The sequence below is a fragment of the Lactobacillus isalae genome (genome assembly GCF_947539375.1).
Lineage (GTDB): Bacteria > Bacillota > Bacilli > Lactobacillales > Lactobacillaceae > Lactobacillus > Lactobacillus isalae.
This window is the reverse complement of the sequence record NZ_OX443569.1, coordinates 185,681-203,108: the sequence shown is the minus strand read 5'-3', so window position 1 is coordinate 203,108 and position 17,428 is coordinate 185,681. Positions and strand designations below refer to the sequence as shown.

The window sequence follows — 17,428 nt, the reverse complement described above, 5'->3', positions numbered from 1 at the left end:
ATTTTTTTTTTATAAAATAACTTCTTTAGACTTTTTCCGACTCTTTCGATAGTTCATCACATCATTGTTACCCCAGCAATTCTCATACTTAAAACCAGTAAGATCTTCTACTACTTTCTTAGTTTCTGGGGTAACTTCTCTCATTGAACCACCACTACGTAATCTCTTAATTTCATTCAAAATAATCGTATGATTTTCAACATTTAATTTACAAATATAAGAAAAAGCAATTCCTAACAATAACAAGCAAATTGGGACAGCTATATATAAAATCATCAACGCATTTACTGTTGTAGCTGACTGAATCTTTGCGCCTGGTTTAAATCCGGTAACTTGCAAAACGACACCAACAATTAAGGTAAATAGAGAATCTAAAACTGTATCTAAAGTTGTATTAATACCTGCAAATTCACCTTCTCGACGCTTCGAAGTTACCATCTCGTCAATATCTGGTATAAAAGTAAAAATATATTGTGATGAATTAACAACTCCTGTAATACCGAAATTCAACGCAATCATTGCCACAATCCACCATAAACTTAAATGTGCTGGTCTAAAGATAGCCAAGCATCCGATGAACAAAAAAACGGCAATTCCGGACCAAGCACCAATACGATATGAAAGCATCCCATTTGTCTTGCTCTGCAGCCACATAAAGAATAGTAAAAACAAAATACCAAAGAAAAATCCAACACTAGTCGAAACTGCAACATCAGATGGTGTTAATAACAATACAAAAATAATAAAGTAAGTATTAATATCACCACGAATTGTTCTAAAAAGTTCCTCACTTTGCCACATCAAAACATAAGTCCAATAAGATTTATTTTTAATTGCACTAAAGAAATTCCAAAAAATATTAACTAATCTTTCCCATAATCCTAACCCATTATTTTCAAGAATAGTTGATTCATCTACTGGCCTTTCGTAAACTGAATTATAGAAAATTATCAACATAATGGTACCGATAATGTCGTAAATAATTGCTGCAATTACAAAACTTTTCAGATTGTTTTGACCACAAAGCTTAAAAATCCAAGCAATGAATAAAGAACCGAAAATACCAGCAATTGCACTACCGGCTTGATTAAACCCAACTAATTGTGCTCTTTGTCCAGAACTTTCTGACATTTCTGAAGTCAAAGTCAATTGAGAGGTAGAAAGCATTGGCGTTACAAGGAAATACAACATGAAGAAAATAAAATAAAATGGTGTTGATAAACCAGGTATCCACATTACAATATAAGTAATTGCTTTAAGGGGTATGCCAATTAGAAACATTGATTTACGCCTACCGTGTTTACGTCCAAATTTTGTTTGGTATAAACGATCTGAAAAATAGCCATAAATTGGTGTAATAACCGCACCAATGATTTTTGCTGTCGTAAACATCAAAGTTACAGTAACAATTGGTATTTTCAAAAATGTTGTATAGTAATACATTAACCATGTTGTGACCAATGTCATCATAATATTAGACATTTGAAATGCTGAAAATCCTAATTTACGCCACATAGGAATCTTTGTATTTTCTCCACCTAGCGCTAATTTTTGTAATTTTATTTTCTTTTTATACATTTCTCTTACACTCCTCTCCTAATTGGATTGCGTCATACATTAAATATCCATCAGTAGTAAAACTAATAGTATTAACTTGATTTTGCTTTAATTGATCATAATTAATCGGCACTGTTATCAAATGATATCTTCCACTCTTTAACGCTGAACGATATGCAGTTCGATCATTTTCAAATCTTTCAGAAAAAATCTTTTTTCCATTTAAATTGATATTAATCAGGACCCCATTTCCTTGATCCATTTGTTTTTGCGTTGCTCCCGCTAAGGCAAGCTTAAGTACTAAATTTTTATTAGATAAATTATTAGAAGAAAATTCAATATTCCATTTTCCACTATCATTTTGGAGATAATACCAATCATCATTTTTATCAACTTGATATGTTAAATTACTTGGCACTAATTTTTGCCAAACATAATTACGCAGCTGATCACTATACTTAAATCCATCGGTTGTATGTGAAGGATAACCAATTTGCCAAATAGTTTTTGTAGATGGATGAATTTCAAATTTTCCTAAATCAATCTTTCTTTGATTGATTGAAATATCTTTTATCAATAAATGTTTATCAAGATCTGTACCATCTAAAGCGTAAGCATATAAGGAATAGCTATCTGGTCGAATATTTTTTAAACTAAATTTTCCTTTTTCATCTGTCTTAACACAATAAGTACTAGAATTTTGGTGCTCGATAAGTGTCTTTTTATCCTTAGGATTACTAATCAAAATGATTTCATATTTTTTAGAAACAGCTGAACTAATCTGACCAATAACATTGCTTAACTCTAACGGATAATCTTGATCATCCAACCAGAAATATGGCCAAGCCTGTTTTTCTTTCTTACTTCTTTTTACTACATCTTCAAATGAACCATTATTTAAATATAGACACCATGGTCCATACATTTTCTTAAAGTCAGTTGACAGAACATTCAGGCCCTTACCAAAATGTTCACTAAATAAGTAATTCAAGATTAATCCATCATAATGAATCATAAGATCTTGATTTAACGGGCCTGAACCATAAAAAGATTTATCTGGTGTAATTAGCCATGCACCAAAATTATCTCCTGCTTGTCCCCAGAAATCTGTGTCTTTATAGTACCCAGCATAATCATATTTGGAATAAATCTGACTGTTTGAAAACAGATTTCCTCGCTTCATCTTATAAGTCTCATCTTGGATTTTTTTACCTGTAAGCATTTCCTTCGATGAAGGTTGCCTGCCGAATCGAACTCCATTTGTACTCCAATTAAACAAACCTTGATTGAACCGATAAACAGTTCTTAATTCATTTACTTTCAAGGAACGATCAGTATTGTTCCATGCCTTAACATACGAATAAATGCCAGAATCGTTATTTTTCAAAATGATATGATATTCAATTCCAAGTTCACTTTTTGAATCAATAAACGCCAAATGAATCATCTGATCATTATTTTCAATAGTTTTTATTTGATCAATATGCATATGTCTTGTTTTTCCATCCATATGATAATCACAATAAAAACTATGATTTTTATCGGGATCATGAGGTTCGCCTTTTAAGTCTTCTAAGACATTTTTTCCTTTATACAGAAGCTTTGTGACATAGCCTTGTTTAGTGAAAGTTATTTGTACTTCATTATTGCTTAAAGATAATTCTTTATTACTATCTTCTATATGCGCTTTTGATTTAGATAACATCGCTCTTTCTCCTAATAAAAAAAGCCAAACATAATATGCTTGGCTTTTATATATAATTAAAATATTACTTTATAAAACATGATGTCTTTCCTGTCCAGGAGTTGTTTGAAACATCTTTTTATACTGTTGAATAAAGTAAGAAATATTCGAATAGCCAACTAACGAGGCTATTTCATCAATACTAATCTCTGGCTTAAAATCTACCAGTGTCTTAGCCATTCTCAAGCGAAAACGTGTTAAATATTCCATTGGAGTAACCTCAACTTCGGCTTTAAATAATCTTACAGTGTGAGGAATAGAATAACCACTAAGTGATGCAAGCATCTCATTACTTATTTTTTCTTGATAATGAAGCCTAATGTACTCAATAATTTTATTGACTATTTTACTTTGCGAAAAATCTAATTCATTAATATAGGCATTACGCTTTAAATACATCAAAAATGTATAAATTAAGGTAGATTGTTCTAATGAAGATAAATAATCATACGTCGTAAATGACTTGTAATTATTCTCAATAAAATTCTCCAGATTTTTATCGAGATCCTGATAAATTTGAAATTCATTTAAATCAAGAAATGATGCCAAGGAATCAATCATTGTTCCTTCAAAAGTTAAAAATGACGTTATCCAAATTTGATCTGTATCAGGATAGCAAGAATAGGGAGTATATGGTCTCATTAGAAAACCTTGATGGGGAGATAATTTGATTACTTGTTGACCGATTTTTATAAAACCAGTACCTTTATCTGTTTGAAGCCAATGATAATATCTAAATCCATGAGGACGATAAACTTTATGTTGTATCCACTTTAATCCGATATCATAAAACTTTAGTGGATATTCGCTTTCTGAAGAATTGAATTTTATACTCATCTTATCTACGCTTTTCATCTATAGTTACAATTTAATTGTAGCATAAGATGTATTCGCTTACATTTTATTAAAAAAGAAGTCTCTAATACCATCACCTAATCGAGGAATAAATTCATGTCCATACTCTGGAGCCAAATAAATTTTCTTTTTAGACGTAATCCGATTAAAAGCAGCCATTTGTGTTTAAGGAAGAACTTGCTTATCCGAACCACCCATTTCCCACAATACTTGAGCTTTTATTTTATCAGCAAAAAATTTAACATCGATATAATCTAAAAGAGTAAATAAATCTTTTTCTTTTTTATGAAGAGGATTGCGATAATGAAACCAATAAGATAGTTCGCCAAATGCTGTCGTTGGCCCATACTGATATGCTTTTCGATAGTCCGACAAAAATGGATACGCAACTTGAACCTTATAAATTTCTGGAACTAAACCTGCACATGCTAATGCTAAACCTCCACCTTGAGATATTCCTTTAATGAATATTTTCTTTTCATCAACATGAGTCATATTCATGAGAATGTTTGCAGCGTGGCAAGTATCTAAAAATTGACGATAAAAGTATAATTTCTCCGGATTCCAATTTTCAACACCGCGAATAATTAGTCTATTCATAATATCCCCTTTTACAGAAATATGATCTTCAGATAAACCTCCTTGTCCGCAACAATCTAAAGCAAGAACAATAAATCCTTCAGCTGCCCAACCAACTTTATCTTCAAAATCACCTGCACTACAATGATAACCATGAAAGTACAATAGTCCAGCATGCTTACCAGTTAATTTTTTAGGCACAATTAGCTGAGCATGAATTTTGGCTCCACCGATTCCATAAAAATATAAATGATAAAAATCTACAATATTTGAAGGCTCACTTACTCTTTGCAGTTCATAATTAAAACCTATTTCGTCTACTTTCCTTTTCCCTTGATTCCAAATCTTGTCAAAATCTTTTGGTCTTTCACCGACTCCTTTATAATTTTTATACTTATCTAAATTAGTTAACATAATCATTTCCTTTCACTCAGAAAGGTATTTCCTACATTTTTAGCAAATTCAACAAATTTTTCTGGCCAATTTGTTACGCAAGGAACAATATCGTGACCACTTTTATGGGCTGTTTCAATAGTCCCCAAGCTTAATCCATGACCACCTTCTGGATAAATGGTCAAAGCAAATTTGATATCATTTTGTTTCAAAGCGTTCGCAAACATTAAACTATTATTTACAGGTACAACATCATCTGTTGCTGTATGCCAAATGAAACTTGGTGGGGTAAATCTATCTACATGCAACTCTAAAGATACTTCATTTAAATACTCAATTTCATTTGCTTTGTCTTTACCTAGCAAATTAACAATTGATCCTCGGTGAGCATACTTACCTGCTGTAATTACAGGGTAACCTAGCAATAATCCATTAGGTTTAATTTCTTCAGCTTGATAACCATATTTTTGTAGAAAATCCGTATGCCAATAAACTCCTAAGCTCGCTGCTAAATGACCTCCAGCAGAAAATCCCGCTACCCAAATAGCATCTGGATCAATATGAAATTCTTTAGCATTTTTTCTAACATCTTTTATTGCAGTACTTAATTCAGTTAAGGCTATCGGAAAATGTGCCGGTGCTAGGCTATAATTCAATACAAAAGCTTGAAATCCATAAGACATCATCTTAATTGCAATTGGCTCGCCTTCTCGATCTGCAATTTCTTCATAGCCCCCACCAGGACAAATAATAATTGCTGGTCTTTTCCTACCTTGAGCACATTTCTCTGTGTTTTGAATATAGCAATCTAATACTGCTTTTTCAGAAAGTGGTGAGCTTATTTTTTGTGAAAAATACCTCATTTTATCTCGTCTCTATTCTTTATTAGTCTTATTAACCACCTTTAGTTTTGCGGATACTTTCTCTAATTCTTTTTTACTTAATGGATACCAGAAAGTTAAAATTAAAGCGCCGATCATTAATAAAACAAATGGAACTAATGTTGCTAAAGCATAAATTCCTTTTAAAACTTCTGGTGATTGAGTCAAACTACCAGTTGTTGATGCTTTATAGCCAATGGCTGTCAAAATTGCACCACTAAAGAAAGAATTCAAGGTTTGTGCAATTTTACGTCCAAACATATTTACACTATAAATAGTCCCGTCTTCACGCATCCCTGAAACATATTGATGATAATCGATAACATCAGTCATAAAGGCCCAAGTCATAATATTAAACATAGAGAAACATAGAGTGGTAAAAAAACTTAAAACTAAGTAAAGCCATACATTGTGAATCTGCATAATATAAACAATCAAATACAAAATTGATGACATAAATAATGCAATTGAAACAATTTTCTTTTTACCAAATTTTGAAGCTAATGGTTTTGCAAAGAATGACAGCACAATCGTATTAGCATAGTTAAACAGCAATGCAATTGATAAAGCTTGCTTACTTTGGAAGTAAGTTGAAAACATATAAGTAGTTAAGAATGATGAAAAACTAGTTGATAAAACAATAACAATTTCTGCAACTAAAAATGAAATTAAAGCACGATCTTTAAATAATGAAGCAGCTAATTTTCCACCTTTAACTGGATTTTTATGTTCAACCACAACTCTTTCAGTGGTTAAAGTATACATAATAGTGTAGCAAATCATAGCTAATACAAAACAACCTATTGCACAGTAGAATAACCGCGTACCAGATAAAATTTGTTGTCCAGTCTTTGAAGTTGTGTAAACAAGATATGGTAAAACAAAGCCTGTACCGCCAGCACCAATAGCAGACCCTACGCTACGATAAATTGAAAGAGATGTTCTATCATCTGGATCAGAACTAATCGCTGCAGCTAATGATCCATATGGAATATTAAAAGCCGATAAACAAGCAATATAAAAAATACTTGCACATGAAATATATGTAATTTTTGCTCCCATTGACCAGCTTTGAATAAAAGGCATATAGATCAACAAAACTGACAAGCCTAATGCCCACTTCATTGATTTAATCCAAGGATGGAAACGTCCTTTCTTTCCTAAATGACGCTTATCAGCCATTCTACCAACAGCTAAATCAGTAAATGCACCAACAATTGTTGTAACTGATAAGATCGTCCCGCTAATAACTGGCGAAATTCCCAAAACGTTAGTAAAATAAATTGATTCAAAAGAGGCTAAAATTCCCATTAAAAAGGTAGTCCCAACATCACCAAAAGCATAACCAATTTTATCTCTCAACCCAAACTTAGGTATTGGTTTTCCGCCATTAACTTTTACGGCCAATGGTTGTTCATCACTCATTGCATCCATATTTATTTCCTCTCTTTCTGAATTTAAAAATTTGATATGTGTATGGTTCAAATTTATGTAATCCTACACCTATTTCTTCATTATTTTCGTTAAGTATTTTTTCTTTATCTACTCGAATATCCCTACCTTTATCAGACATATTGGCAATAAATATATACACAAATTCATCATTTTCTCGTTCATATTTATAGATACCATCATCCATTTGTTCAACAATTTGCTCACTGTTTGGTTTAATATATTTATTAATTACATAATCCCAAAAACAACTTTTCATACAATCTTCTGGCATTCCACCTATGTAGATTACATTTTTATTTTGATAAGTAATTGATCTCTTTCCTGCTACAGGGGCGACTGTCTTTACTTCTTGTATTTCATGATTAGTATCAAATAAAGTAACTAAGCCATCAAACCTGTCCTCTTTTTCGCCTATTTGAACTCGAGCAGCGGTCTTTTCTTCACTAGAAAGATATTGGACGACATTTTTTACACCTAGCCAAATTCCTAGTTGCCCTAAGCCATTATCATTATTGTGCCAATTTCCTTCAAAGGTTCTATCTCCTGTCAAAGGTCCTAAAATTAACTGTCCACCTTTTTCTGTAAAATCCTTGAATTTAGTTAATAATTTTTCATCAACTGAGCGAATATACGGAGCAAGAATACAATTAAACTTATTAAAATCTGCATTTTGCTGAATTACTTCAACTGATATTCCACGTCTTGTAATTGCTTCGTATACTTTGGTAAAGATTGAGCGATATTGATACATTCCACCAGATTCGGTATTCATTCTACGTTTTGTTTCATCAGAATAAATAATGGCTACTTTAGATTTTTTAATAGTAGTTTTTTCTAAAATTGGCTTTATCTTATTTAAAATTCTTTGACCTTTCAAAACATCGTCATAACCTAAATCTGGGGCTCCTGCTTGTGTAACAACTGCACTATGCGTTTGTTCAACTCCGACACGTTGGGCTCTGTATGGCCAATATAAAATTGAATTTAATCCAGCCGCATATCCCAGGAATACTTCTGTCGGAAGATATCCTTTAGGATAAGGCGAAACATAGTTACCAATATATCCAACATGAGAAGTACATGTCTCTAATAAGTAAAAGTTGTTGTTATTTTTAATATTTCTAAATAAATCTAAATTAATAGGGAAGTTCCAATATTGATCAAACCTAGGATAAGTGTCGTATCCCGCAATATCTAATTGATTAAACAATTCAAAATTATTCAAGTTAAAATTCATTGAAGAATTATGAGTTATCGGCACTTGAGTATTAGCAATTAGTATTTGAATTGTACCTGAAGCAAAATCATTAATTGTATCTGCGGTAAAATCAGCAAAAGTATTTTCTAAACCTGTATTATGCGTAAAGGGCGTTTCAGTTGGCATAACTACTGAATCAAAACTTGGATATCTTTCACTCCATAGATCTGTGCCCCAAGATTTATTCAAATTATCAATTGTTCCATACTTTTCTTTTAGCCACCTCGGCCATAATTTCTGACATGACTTACAGAAACATTGATCAACGTGACACTTATATTCATTATCAATTTGAATAGCGACTATATTATCAAATTCATTAACTACCTTCGTGATTTTCTTAGTTAACCCATAAACCTTCTTTCTAAAAATCAAATTATTCGTACAAACATGCTGTCTTGAACCATGCTCATCAACTTGACCGTCTTTGTTAACTATTCTCGCTTCTGGATAATGTAGAGTAAACCATCGAGGGGGAGTTGGGGATGGAATTCCCAAGATCACATTAAGATGATGCCTCTTTAATTTCTCTAATAAGTTTCGAAGATATTCCATATTATAGTGATTTTCTTCTGGTTCTAATTTACTCCAGAAAAATTCACCAATTCGAACCGTATTAAAACCAATCTTTTCCATATGGTCCATATCTTCTTCATTGATTTCATCACTCCATACTTCAGGATAAATTGAGGCTCCATATAAGTATTGAGAGCGATTAGGTTTAATAAATTTACGATATAACCAATTAGAAATAAAATTTTCAAATAATTGTTGCTTTATACCTGACTTGAGTTGCTGTTCATTATCGCTATATTTAACGGATTCTAAATCACTCTGTTTTCTAACATCACTTAAATACCATGAATTAAGAAAACTGTATACATCTAAAACCGGTAATCTATTTTTCCAGGCTAGATTATGAATAGCCATTCCATCGGAATCTTTATCAAAATAATTTTGATAATAATTAAAATAACGATACTCTGTTGCAAGAGCGACTTTAACTTTTTTCTTCAAGAAATAACTAACTTGAGCTTTTATATCACCTCTTACATATTCTGGGTTAAATAAATGACCTAATCCTAGGATAACAACATCATCTTGATTAATATCAGTTTTTTTCCATTTGTTGCCTTTATACGTTAAACTCTTTATTTCAAAATTACTTGAGGGAGAAAATTTTTGCTTAATTAAATCCAAAATACGTGATGGATTTATCACAATATTGTCATTATTTTGTATAAAAAATATTTTCAAATTTTTCTCTCCTTTCTCAAAAACATCTTTTTATTGCTAAATTATTTTTGATATCCTTTTGATTTAAGCGCTTTCATTGATATCTATAATTATTATCTATTATTTTGATTGATATAAATACCAGAACTTTATCAAATAAATGTTGTGATTTGATCATTTTTATATTTATAATTTCTTTTAACCGCATAATAAAAAAGCTAAGCCTCCCGCAAAAAAAGCGAGAAAGCTTAGCTTTTTTAGATCAATATAGATTTTAGTTAACATCTTTCTGATTTAAATATGCATACATCTAATTTTAAAAGCTTTAAATCTTAAATTTTAAAATTACTTCCTTATTTTTTACTATTTTCTGACACTCAGATTTTTTCAATTTATCGGATACTGTATATTTAATTTTCCGTGGAAGCTTTACTTGATATAAAAATACTGAGTCTTCAAATTTAGTTGACGTTTTGATCAAACCATGAATTGTATTGAGTGATGTATTTATATTTGAAATCTTGGGTGTTAAATATGGATTGATTTTTATTTTGTCAAATCCTTCTGCATATTCATCAACACAAATTCCACCAAGAGCTTCATAATACCATTTTAGATAACTCGCAAACATTGCATGATTAGCAGAATCAGAAGTTTCATTATTTCTGAGTTTTTCTTTTAAAACTTGATCTCCACTCTTAAGCATTGATTTAAATCCTACTTCACTACCTTGGATTAGCCAGTCATAAACAATACTATCTTCTCCCATCTTGTGAAGCTCAGTATACAATAATGATTGTCCAAAAATACCACAATTAAATAATTTTCGATTTTCTTTAATTTTTTGAACTAATCCTCTTTCTAATTTCTTTCGATCACCTAAATTAAGTGCTAATGCAAAAGCATATGACGTTTGAGTCCCTTGACCAAATGAACCATCATTATTTAAATATAATTTTTCTATTCTCTTTCTTATTGCTTTATTCTCATTACTTAAATTAATAGTTTCTTTACCTAATATATGATTTATCTTTAACTTAAGTTCATTAAACATAAGAATTGTACAATAACCTACAAAAATCTTATCTGGAGTTGAATCATAAAAACCAGTAATAATTGGGCTTCCGTGATCACCAATGCATCTTTGAGCTAAATCAGATAAATTCCAGCTCATTAAATATTCATATTGCTTTTTTATTGTTGAATAATAGGTATTTAACCAACTCTTATCCTCATAAAATTGATAATCTTTATACAACATATACGGAAGTACCAGCTGCCAAAGCAAAGGACCTTCTCCTCGGCCGGTACCTTGACTTTCTATTCCCACATAAGGTGCTGTTTCAGGGATACCACCCGCTATTGTTTGACCATAAACAAAATCAAGAATCACTTTTCTATTAAATCTGCTTAGATCGAATGTAAAAAGCATAGATGTCAACAATTCAACTATGTCTCCTCCATACTGCAAACGTTCTCTAGCACAGTCCTCAAAAATTCCGTGGACATTGTTCAATCTCGTTGTAACACCTACATGATATAAAGTATTTAAAAATTTATCATTTGTCTTTACATCACTTATTCGAGCTAAATTAGTATGAACCGGAATAGCAAATATATCTACAATTTCTCTAGGAGATAGGCCCAAAATTTCAATATATCGAAAAGAATGATACGTAAATTCATTTTTAAAATCCGTCGTACCTGGATAAACAGCGAGCCGATCTTCTTCATAAATTTTTTTCGGTGCTCCTGGACCACCACTCACACCTTCAATAGCTCCAATTCCTCCAGCAAATGATGTCGCGTAGTCTAACTTTCCATCTTTTTTAGTTTCACAATATCTAAAAATTACTTTTTTCGTATCTTTACTATTAATTTTAATTTTTAAAAAGCCAGAGATGGTTTCGCCAAAATCTACTATTAAGCTTTTTGAGCTTTCGCTCATATTTTTTACCGGTAAAGAATCGAATTCTCGTACTTTAGGAATAAAACTTTTTTTGAATGAACTTAGATCATGTTGAGATAAAGATATAGTTTTAATTTGTATCTTCTGTCCTTGATAGTGGGAGTCTACATATTCACCCATATATAAATTATTAAATATTCTGTTTCCAGTTACTGCCTTCCAAGTACGATCCGTGGTTAGTAAAACTTTATCATCTGCTAGTAAATTTAATATAAATTTTGGCTCACCGGTATCTTTTATTCCTTCTCTTAAATTATGTTTCGCAAAAAATAGCAAAGGAAATGGATTATACATTCCACTACCTAATTCAATTTCTACTTTATTTTCTCCAATATGAATTAAATTCGTAACATCATACTCGTCAAAATATTTACATTTTGAGTAATACGTCCATTCATTATTCAAGACATCTTGTGTTACAAGTTTTCCATTAACATAAGCAACATAATAGCCCAACGCGCATATTCTTAACTTTGTCTGTTTAACCTGTGCTAGATTAAATTTTTTGAAATATTTTATAGTTGGATTTTTTTGATAATAGTTAGCTGCATTCTTTCCATAATCAACATGTCGCCTAGTTAACCATTTACCATCAAAAATGCTCATATATTTATTCTCCTTCCTTAGCCAAAATTTTTCTATCAGCAATTTTTACAAAAGGAATCCAAATTAAAGTTACTACAATTACATCTATCAATTGTAATAAAGCTCCAGTCCAACTACCGGTTACTAGAAATCCACTAACTAATACAGGAGTGGTCCATGGAACTTGTACTAAGCCACTAGGCACTGGAACTAACTTCAATGCAAATGCAGTATATGAAATAATAATTGCAGCAGCGTTACTAAATACAAGTGGAACAAAATATGTAATATCTAACATTAAAGGAATACCAAATAAGGTAGGCTCACCAATATTAAAAATGTAAGGAACTAAAGCTACTTTCTTTAATGCTTTATACCTTGCACTATGAGCGACAATAGCAATAGCTATAATTGCACCAATAACACCAATTTGAACATATTGATCCCAAAAGCTTTGACAAATAATATTTGGAGCAGTGTGATGTGCTAAAGTAGCTGTTTTATTTTGATCTTGTAATACCTGCAATACTGGTGTCATTACACCATTTACAATACTATCTCCATGAATACCAAAGAACCATAAAAACTGTGCAAAAGTTTTAGCTAATAATACTCCGATTAATGATCCACCAATCGCCTTTAATGGCGTTCCCAAAAAGACATTAATCAAATCAAGGGCACTTTTTCCAGAAAACTGATCTAAACATAATCTAATAATCCAAAAAGTTGTAATTACAGCTAATGATGGAACGATTGATTCAAATGGTTTTGAAACTGCTGGTGGAACTGAACTAGGTAATTTAATTGTTATACCTTTCCTAGCAACCCATCTATATATAATAGCAGCAAGAATAGCTACAATAATGGCTAGAAAAATTGATTGAGCACCGACATGAGCAACGTTTAATAAATTATTACCCGCTTTATCTTGCTGATAAGGCGTCAAAATAAAAAAGGCCACTAAAGTTGTTAATATTACAGGCATCATGTCTAATTTCATTTGATCAGCTAAGTTTTTAGAAATTGCTATCAAAACAATTAATCCACCAATTACTAAACTTGCATCATTTACAATGTTTAATTTAGCAGCAAATTGAGCGGTCGTTAAATGAAACAATGAAGCCATCCATTGCGCAACTGCAGGTATTGGAAACGTTCCTATTATCAAAAATACAGATGCAATAATTGTGAATGGAACGTATGCCAGCATCCCATCTTTAATTGCTTGAATATAAACATTCGAATTAAAGAAACTCGTAATTTTTCCGAGCTTTTGCTGAATTTTTCCTGTATTCATATTCTCTTCCCCCTAAGATCTTTATTCCTTAACTGGTTCAATTACTATTGTAAGCGGTATTATATAGAGAGAACAATGACATAAATTTTATATAAAAGTATCAAATATACAGGTTTTAATTATGAATACTAAATTACTAGATCTTTTACTTGAGCCATCTCCAATTGAAATAGAACAGCTTCGAGACCATAAATTTCACAGTGATATACCAAAAGAACTCCAATTTTCTATCCAAAAACAACAAAAAATCCCAGTACTAACTTCAAATTTATTTAAAAATCAAAGTATATATGTTAAAAAACACAATAGATTTGCTCCTTATCCAACTCATATGCATACATTTTTAGAATTAAATTATGTTTTGCAAGGAACAGTAAAAGAAAAGGTTAACAACGAATTTATAGTACTAAAGAAGGGAGATTTACTTCTATTAAATAAAGGTGCTATTCACTCAATAGCACCTCTCGATAAAAATGATTTAATGGTCAATATAATTTTTAATAGTCAAAAGTCTGATTTTCAAAACTTAATTCAGCAAGATCATGATTATTTAAAACAGGTCTTTCTTACTACAATCTTGAAATCTAATTTTCTAGTTTTTCGTCACAAAAATATTGATGATTCTTTAAAAAAATTAACTAATATAATTATTGAAGAATATTATTTTCCTAAAGAATATAGTACAGAAATATTAGCTAATCTAACTAATACGTACTTTCTGCTACTCTATCGTAATATTCAAACTACTTCTAAATTTTCAACACAACATACTGAGAACGACATATTATTGATTCTTTTACATGAAATAATGGAAAACTATAACTATATTTCTCTAACCCAAGTAGCTGAAAAATATAATTACAATAAAAATTATTTAAGTAATTTGTTTTCAGAAAGACTAGGACAAACTTTCTCACAAGTTCTCATAAAAAAGAGATTATCTATCGCTTACAACCAATTACTCACTACCAACAAGTCTATATCAGATATTCTAACCAACGTTGGTTTTACTAATAAGACATTTTTCTATAAAAAATTTGAGAAACAATTTCAAATGAAACCTAGTGAAGTCAGAAAAAATAATTAAATTCAAATTTTATTATTAGATCATACACATAAAATGAAGAACTATAAAAAGCTAAGCATCCCGCAAAGAATAGCGAGTACGCTTAGCTTTTTTCTATACAAATTTTTAACTAATCAAAAATATCTAAGCCCAAGCCTTCAACAATATCTTTCAATAAACCTAACCCAGCAACACTATTGCCAGCCTGATCAAGAGCTGGACTAAAGATTCCAATACCATATCTACGTGGAGCAGCAGACATTAACCCACCGCCAACTCCACTTTTAGTTGGAACTCCAATCAAACGAGAATAAGTTCCCGATTGATTATACAGGCCTGTTGTCATCATCAATGACTTAATACATCTTGCTTCCTCAACAGAAATAATTCTCTTATTATCCCAAGGTTTCACACCGTTATTAGCAAGAACAGCTCCTAAATTTGCTAAAGAACGTGCTGTCACCATCATTGAACATTGCTTAAAGTACGTATCCAAGCTCGTTATTAAATCTCCAAGCATCATATTCTTAGATTCCATATAATACGCAAGTGAACGGTCAAGATTACCAGTTCTTCTTTCTGAATGATAAATTATTTGATCTAAATAAAGATTAGGATCATTACAAATATCCCGAGCAAAAGAAAGTATTTCTTCAAATGCATCTTCGCCAGTCTTGCTTACTACCATAGAAGTCGTAGCAATCGCACCAGCATTAATAAATGGATTCAGCGGATACTTTGCCTTTTCAATCTCCATATTAAGAATTGAATTAAAGGCAAAACCAGTTTGACGCGATCCAACATGTTTGAATACTTCTTGAATCCCCATTTTCTTTATAGCAAGCATTAAAGTGATTACTTTTGAAATACTCTCGATTGCAAATCGCACTTCACTTTGTCCCGCTTCACCAATTTCATTATCGGCTAAATCATAAAGGGCAACTCCTAATTGCTTAGGATCAACCTCTGCTAGGGCAGGAATATAGCTAGCAACCTTGCCTTCCTTTTCTTTAGGTAAATTCTTTTCAACTAATTTCTCTAATTGAATCATAGCGATCTCTTTTCTATGAAAAATACACTCTCACTTTAAGCATATATGATTCGATTAATTAGGTGAAATATTTTTTACCAAAAACCAATTATTTTAGTCCAAAGCAGACCGCCACCGAGCCATACAATATTAAAAAATACACCGAAAACTGCGGATAACTTCCACCAATCTGATGATTTTACATATCCTGTAGTTGAAAGAAGTGCTGCTGGTCCAGCTGAATAAGGAGTAGTTGAACAAAAGATTGAGCCTGCAAATCCAAGCATTAAGCCCGCCATTAATTTTGGTACACCCGCTCCAAGAGCAATTGAAAGAAATCCTGCTAATACTGCTGAACTCTGAGTAGTAATAGATGGAAACATATAGTGAATATAGAAGTAAACTAAGAATAAAATTACTAAAACACAAACCCAGTTAACGCCATGAAGCATTAGGCCTAATTCCTTTGAAAACCAAGGGAAAAATCCTAACTTCATTAATTTTTGTGACATGAGCATCACAATTGATAACCATACAATCAAACTCCAGGCGCCCTTTTGTTCAAGCATATCTTTTACCGTGATTACACCTGAAATCAACAAAATTGAAACTGCAATAAAACCAACTAAAGTTGCATCAATTCCAATACTTGAGCCTAATAGCCATAAAAGCAAAGCTAAGACAAATACACAAGCCATAATTTTTTCAGCAGGTGTCATTTTTCCCATTTTTTCAAGTTTTTTACTTGCCCACGCATTAGCGTTGGGTGTTTCTTTAACTTCTGGTGGATAAATTTTATACAAAATAAATGGTACTAAAATTAAAGAAATAAGTCCGGGAACAATTGCTGCCAAGAACCACTGCATCCATGAAACAGTAATTCCTTGAGTTTTAGCAATACCTAAAGCAACCATATTTCCAGCTAGTCCAGTTAAAAACATAGTTGAAGTTACAATATTTACTTCGTACTCGTTAAAAATCAAATATGATCCTAACTTTCTTTGTGTACCTTCTTTTGGATCTGACCCCATTTGTCTAGATAAGGCATCAATAATTGGGTACATAATGCCGTTGACACGTGCAATATTACTTGGAATAGCAATTGCCATCAAAGTTTCAACGGTTGAAAGTGAATAAGCCAATCCAATTGTTCTTTTACCAAAAGATTTGATAAATAGATAAGCAACACGTTTACCCAAGCCTGATCTAATAAATCCAGCGGACATGAACAAGCACATTGCAATTAGCCAAACAGTCGTATTACCAAAAGATGCAGATACTTCTTTAATATTAAAAATATGAAGCAACGTACCAATGGTAACAGCCACCAAAGTAGAACCAACCATCGGCAATGGTTTAGTAATACATGCCACAATAGTAGCAATAAATAAAGCAAATAAAAGCCATGCAATTGGTGTTATTGCGGTTGGTCTAAAAGGCGTAATAAACCACAACACACATCCAATAATTACTGGAAGTATAAATCCCTTCCAATTTACTTTTGCCAACATTTTCTATATTCT

12 protein-coding genes are annotated in these 17,428 nt (G+C 31.6%); 1 reads left to right on the top strand and 11 read right to left on the bottom strand.

Going from position 1 to position 17,428, the window contains the following annotated elements; all coding sequences use genetic code 11:
* Positions 1 to 9: 9 nt before the first annotated feature.
* From QM512_RS00950 to QM512_RS00910, 9 genes are all read right to left on the bottom strand, one after another.
* A complete protein-coding gene (locus QM512_RS00950; RefSeq protein WP_282805693.1) occupies positions 10 to 1,578 on the bottom strand; it encodes an MFS transporter in 1,569 nt (522 codons plus the stop codon).
* Entirely contained in the window at positions 1,571 to 3,262 is a 1,692-nt protein-coding gene (locus QM512_RS00945) for a polysaccharide lyase family protein (RefSeq protein ID WP_282805692.1), read from the bottom strand. The genes QM512_RS00950 and QM512_RS00945 overlap by 8 nt, the downstream gene beginning before the upstream one ends.
* Before the next feature lie 69 nt (positions 3,263 to 3,331).
* The gene (locus QM512_RS00940; protein ID WP_282805691.1) at positions 3,332 to 4,138 is read right to left on the bottom strand and encodes a helix-turn-helix domain-containing protein; all 807 of its coding nucleotides are present in this window, start codon (positions 4,136 to 4,138) and stop codon (positions 3,332 to 3,334) included.
* 183 nt (positions 4,139 to 4,321) lie between these two features.
* Positions 4,322 to 5,149, bottom strand: a complete 828-nt coding sequence (locus tag QM512_RS00935) for an acetylxylan esterase (RefSeq protein WP_282805690.1) — start codon at positions 5,147 to 5,149, stop codon at positions 4,322 to 4,324.
* Between the two features lie 2 nt (positions 5,150 to 5,151).
* The gene (locus QM512_RS00930; protein WP_282805689.1) at positions 5,152 to 5,991 is read right to left on the bottom strand and encodes an alpha/beta hydrolase; all 840 of its coding nucleotides are present in this window, start codon (positions 5,989 to 5,991) and stop codon (positions 5,152 to 5,154) included.
* Positions 5,992 to 6,003: 12 nt separating this feature from the next.
* Positions 6,004 to 7,443: an MFS transporter gene (locus QM512_RS00925; RefSeq protein ID WP_282805688.1), complete on the bottom strand. Its 1,440-nt coding sequence runs from the start codon at positions 7,441 to 7,443 to the stop codon at positions 6,004 to 6,006.
* Positions 7,427 to 9,979, bottom strand: coding sequence for a beta-galactosidase (locus QM512_RS00920; RefSeq protein WP_282805687.1), 2,553 nt, complete (start codon positions 9,977 to 9,979; stop codon positions 7,427 to 7,429). Before QM512_RS00920 ends, QM512_RS00925 begins: the two co-directional genes overlap by 17 nt.
* A 304-nt stretch (positions 9,980 to 10,283) precedes the next feature.
* A complete protein-coding gene (locus QM512_RS00915) occupies positions 10,284 to 12,533 on the bottom strand; it encodes a family 78 glycoside hydrolase catalytic domain (RefSeq protein WP_282805686.1) in 2,250 nt (749 codons plus the stop codon).
* A gap of 4 nt (positions 12,534 to 12,537) precedes the next feature.
* Complete coding sequence (locus QM512_RS00910; protein WP_282805685.1) at positions 12,538 to 13,809, bottom strand: PTS sugar transporter subunit IIC; 1,272 nt, start codon at positions 13,807 to 13,809, stop codon at positions 12,538 to 12,540.
* A gap of 121 nt (positions 13,810 to 13,930) precedes the next feature.
* Here QM512_RS00910 and QM512_RS00905 point away from each other — a divergent pair, with 121 nt between their 5' ends.
* Positions 13,931 to 14,896 (top strand): AraC family transcriptional regulator, encoded by a 966-nt coding sequence (locus QM512_RS00905; protein WP_282805684.1) that lies wholly within the window; start codon positions 13,931 to 13,933, stop codon positions 14,894 to 14,896.
* A 109-nt stretch (positions 14,897 to 15,005) separates the two neighbouring features.
* Here the strand turns inward: QM512_RS00905 and glsA are convergent, their stop codons facing one another.
* Positions 15,006 to 15,926 (bottom strand): glutaminase A, encoded by a 921-nt coding sequence (gene glsA, locus QM512_RS00900; protein ID WP_282805683.1) that lies wholly within the window; start codon positions 15,924 to 15,926, stop codon positions 15,006 to 15,008.
* Positions 15,927 to 16,000: 74 nt separating this feature from the next.
* Entirely contained in the window at positions 16,001 to 17,416 is a 1,416-nt protein-coding gene (locus QM512_RS00895; protein WP_282805682.1) for a DASS family sodium-coupled anion symporter, read from the bottom strand.
* Positions 17,417 to 17,428: the final 12 nt, after the last annotated feature.